The sequence below is a fragment of the Halomonas sp. OfavH-34-E genome (genome assembly GCF_024124525.1).
Lineage (GTDB): Bacteria > Pseudomonadota > Gammaproteobacteria > Pseudomonadales > Halomonadaceae > Halomonas > Halomonas litopenaei.
Genome location: NZ_JAMXRY010000110.1, coordinates 1 through 3,174 on the forward strand (window position 1 = coordinate 1; position 3,174 = coordinate 3,174).

A 3,174-nucleotide genomic window follows, 5' to 3' on the forward strand; every position below is an offset into this window, starting at 1 on the left:
GACCCACTGGGCCGGCTGCGCCAGGCAAGCGCCCCAGGGCTTGAGGAAGTGTTCGCCTTCGACCCGGCCGGCAATCTGGTCGATCCCGTGCCGCCAGAACGAACCAGCGAAAACGGCAGCAACACCCCGCCCTCCGACGCCACCCGCTGGCGACACGAACGCCCCCGCGATCACCTCGACCACGGGTCCGAGGAGCGCATTCGCCTCGATTGCCCTGGCGCACCGGCCAGCCTGTCACCGGCCATGGGCAACCTGCTCAAGCGCTACGCCGGCACCCACTACCACTACGACGCCAGCGGCAACCTGACCCGACGCATCGCCCCCAGCGGCGAGACCTGGCATTACCAGTACGACCCCGAACACCGACTGATCGAGGCCAGCCACTACCCTCATGCCCCCGCCGCGGGCGATGACACGGTGCCGCGCATGCGCGCCCGCTACGCCTACGACGGCCTCGGCCGACGGGTGTGGAAAGAGGTGAACCGCCAGGGCCAGCCCAGTGAGCTGACGGTGTTCAACTGGGACGGTGACCTGCTGCAAAGCGAAGAGCGTTTTGTCGGTGGCCTGCCGCCGCTGTTTCGCCCCGAACGACTGGAACTGGCCCGCGAGAACCCCGAGCGGCAGCACTCGCTGCCCATCGCCCAGCGCTGCCATCGGCTCGAGTACCCCGGCCTCACCCCCGAACGGCGGGTGGTCTACCTGTTCGAACCCGACAGCTTCGTGCCCGCCGCCAAGCTCGAAAACCGCTTTAAGGCCGTCCACACCCGCAGCGGCACCGGCACGGTGCTCTATACCGAATACCAGCCAACCGAGCCGACGCTCTACAGCATCCACACCGACCACCTCGGCACCCCGATGGAGCTGGCAGAATGCGACGGCAAGCTCGCATGGGTCGGCCAGTACCGCGCCTGGGGCCAGCTCCACCACACCAGCGATGGCCAGGGCAACGACGCCCGCACCGACAACCCCTTGCGCTTCCAGGGCCAGTACCTAGATGAAGAAACCGGGCTGCACTACAACCGCCATCGGTACTATGATCCAGAGACGGGACGCTTCACCACCCAGGATCCCATCGGCTTGGCCGGCGGCGAAAATCTGTACATGTACGCCCCCAATCCGACAGGATGGGTGGATCCGCTGGGGTTGAGTGGCGCGGAAACTCCAACGAGAAGAGCTGAATTTAGAGCTGCCAAACGTCAAGCCGGCATACCACAGTCATCACAGTTTGATACCCACAAGTATGTTTACGACAACAATTACGAGAATCGAACAGTTTATCAGTTCGGAGAGCAGCCTGGGGACCGTCGCTATGTAGTTCTCCATGAAGATGATCAGTTTGGACGTGGGCCACACTTCCACGGCGCAACTGACTCAAAAGGCGATCCAATGGAGCCAGGACGATATGACCAGCTACCAGGGCATCACCCAGAAGATGATAGAGGTTTTTCAGCTAGCAGAAGGGGGTGCTCATGTTAGCTAGAAAGCAGCGCATAGAAGATTTAAAAGATATTCAAAGAATGAGAGGAATACTATTTTCTCTAAAAATTGAGGATTGCTTTTCTCCGAAAGACTTTACCACAGGTGGTTTGGCAGCAAACCTTATGCAAATAGCATTTGAAAAAGCAATATCTCATGAGATCGAAAAATTTAACTTTCCCAACAGCGACCCAATCGAAAAAAACACGTCAAATTCATTAACTTTTGAAAAAAAACAAGAAATAGTAGATGGATTTATTTCTCAATTAGACAATAAAAAAATAACACTTCTTTCTTGGAATAAACGAGTCTTTGGCCTGACCTTCAGCAGTAGAAACCTAGATTGCTTGAGGGTTGCGTTAAAAAACATTGAGGGAGATATTGTGCTTATTTCTGAAGATGCTGATCACGGGCTTTGTCTCTTAGAAGAAGAGAATTTTATCAGGCTCTCTGAGTGGTAAATAGCTGATCTTCGACGCTGGATGTCGCATTCAGTAAAAATAGCATTGGAAGTCACAATGCCTGCATCAACCAGCGCATCAACTTGATCTTACCCAGCAATCGTGGACACCTGCTTCGACGGGCGCACCCGCCACTACCGCTACGACGATGGCGGCGCCCTGATCGAGCTTCGCGAAGGTGAGCTGGTCACCACCTTCACCCGCGACGCCATGGGCCGGATGCTGGAACGCGAGAGCCAGCGACCCCATGGGCCAGCCGGCGCCCACCACCCGCTACACCGAATCACCCTTGTGGTGCCAATTTCGACACGGCGTTCTTCGGTCAATCAGAAGCTTACGCGCCCAACTGTCGAACCTGAGTGGTCACACCTGACCAAGCCCGCGCGGGGCCGATCCCCCTGCTCAGCGAGTCTTCAGGGACTTTAATCCGTCGCTACACGGGCCTGGACCAGGGCGCTCGCGCGCCTTTCTTTACCGGCGCTACCGCGCCTTTTTAGATTGGCGTTATCGCGGCTTATGCAATGGCACTAGCGCAGCTTATGCAATGGCACTAGCGCGGCTTATGCAATGGCGCTATCGCGCCAGGGCAGCCTCGCGGATGGCGCTCAGGCGCTTGCCCGGGGCGATGCCGTCGGCCTCGTAGCGCAATTCGATCAGCGCCGGACGGCGTTCGCGCTCGGCGAAGGCCAGGGCGCGCTCGAAGGCGGCGTCGAAGTCCTCGTCACGCTCGACGATCTCGCCCAGGCCGCCATAGGACTCGACCAGGGTGGTGAAGGCCGGGTTGGTGAAGGTCAGGGCGATCTCGCGGCCGGGAAAGTCGTTTTCCTGGTGGGCGCGGATGGTGCCCCACATGCCGTTGTTGAACAGAAGGATCACCAGGCCGACGTCGTACTGCAGCGCCACCCCCAGCTCCTGCAGGTTCATCTGGAAGCAGCCGTCACCGGCGAAGCACACCGCCGGGCGATCGGGGTGCTCGAGCTTGAACGAGATCGCCGCCGGCAGGCCGTAGCCCATGGAGCCCACCGTCGGCGCCAGCGAGCTGCCGAGCCCAGCGAAGCGCACGTAACGGTGGGCGTACAGCGCATAGTTGCCGGCCCCCACGCTGATGCAGCCCTGGCCGTCCAGGCGACGATCGACGCTGGCGGCGACCTTGTCGAGACTCAGCGGCCCCGGGGCCGGCTGGGGCTCAAGCGTCGCCAGGTAGTCGGCGCGCGCGGCGCGCGTCTGGTCGGCCCAG

General features: G+C 60.0%; 3 protein-coding genes. 2 read left to right on the forward strand and 1 reads right to left on the reverse strand.

Features of this window, described 5'->3' with window-relative positions; genetic code table 11:
* Positions 1-1,476 (forward strand): RHS repeat-associated core domain-containing protein (locus NH448_RS23300; protein ID WP_253029582.1); only part of this gene is annotated, 1,476 nt, incomplete at its 5' end.
* Positions 1,470-1,937, forward strand: coding sequence for a hypothetical protein (locus tag NH448_RS23305; RefSeq protein WP_157033025.1), 468 nt, complete (start codon positions 1,470-1,472; stop codon positions 1,935-1,937). The genes NH448_RS23300 and NH448_RS23305, both read left to right, overlap by 7 nt.
* A 573-nt stretch (positions 1,938-2,510) precedes the next feature.
* Here NH448_RS23305 and NH448_RS23310 read toward each other — a convergent pair.
* Positions 2,511-3,174 (reverse strand): thiamine pyrophosphate-dependent enzyme (locus NH448_RS23310; protein WP_253029583.1); only part of this gene is annotated, 664 nt, incomplete at its 5' end.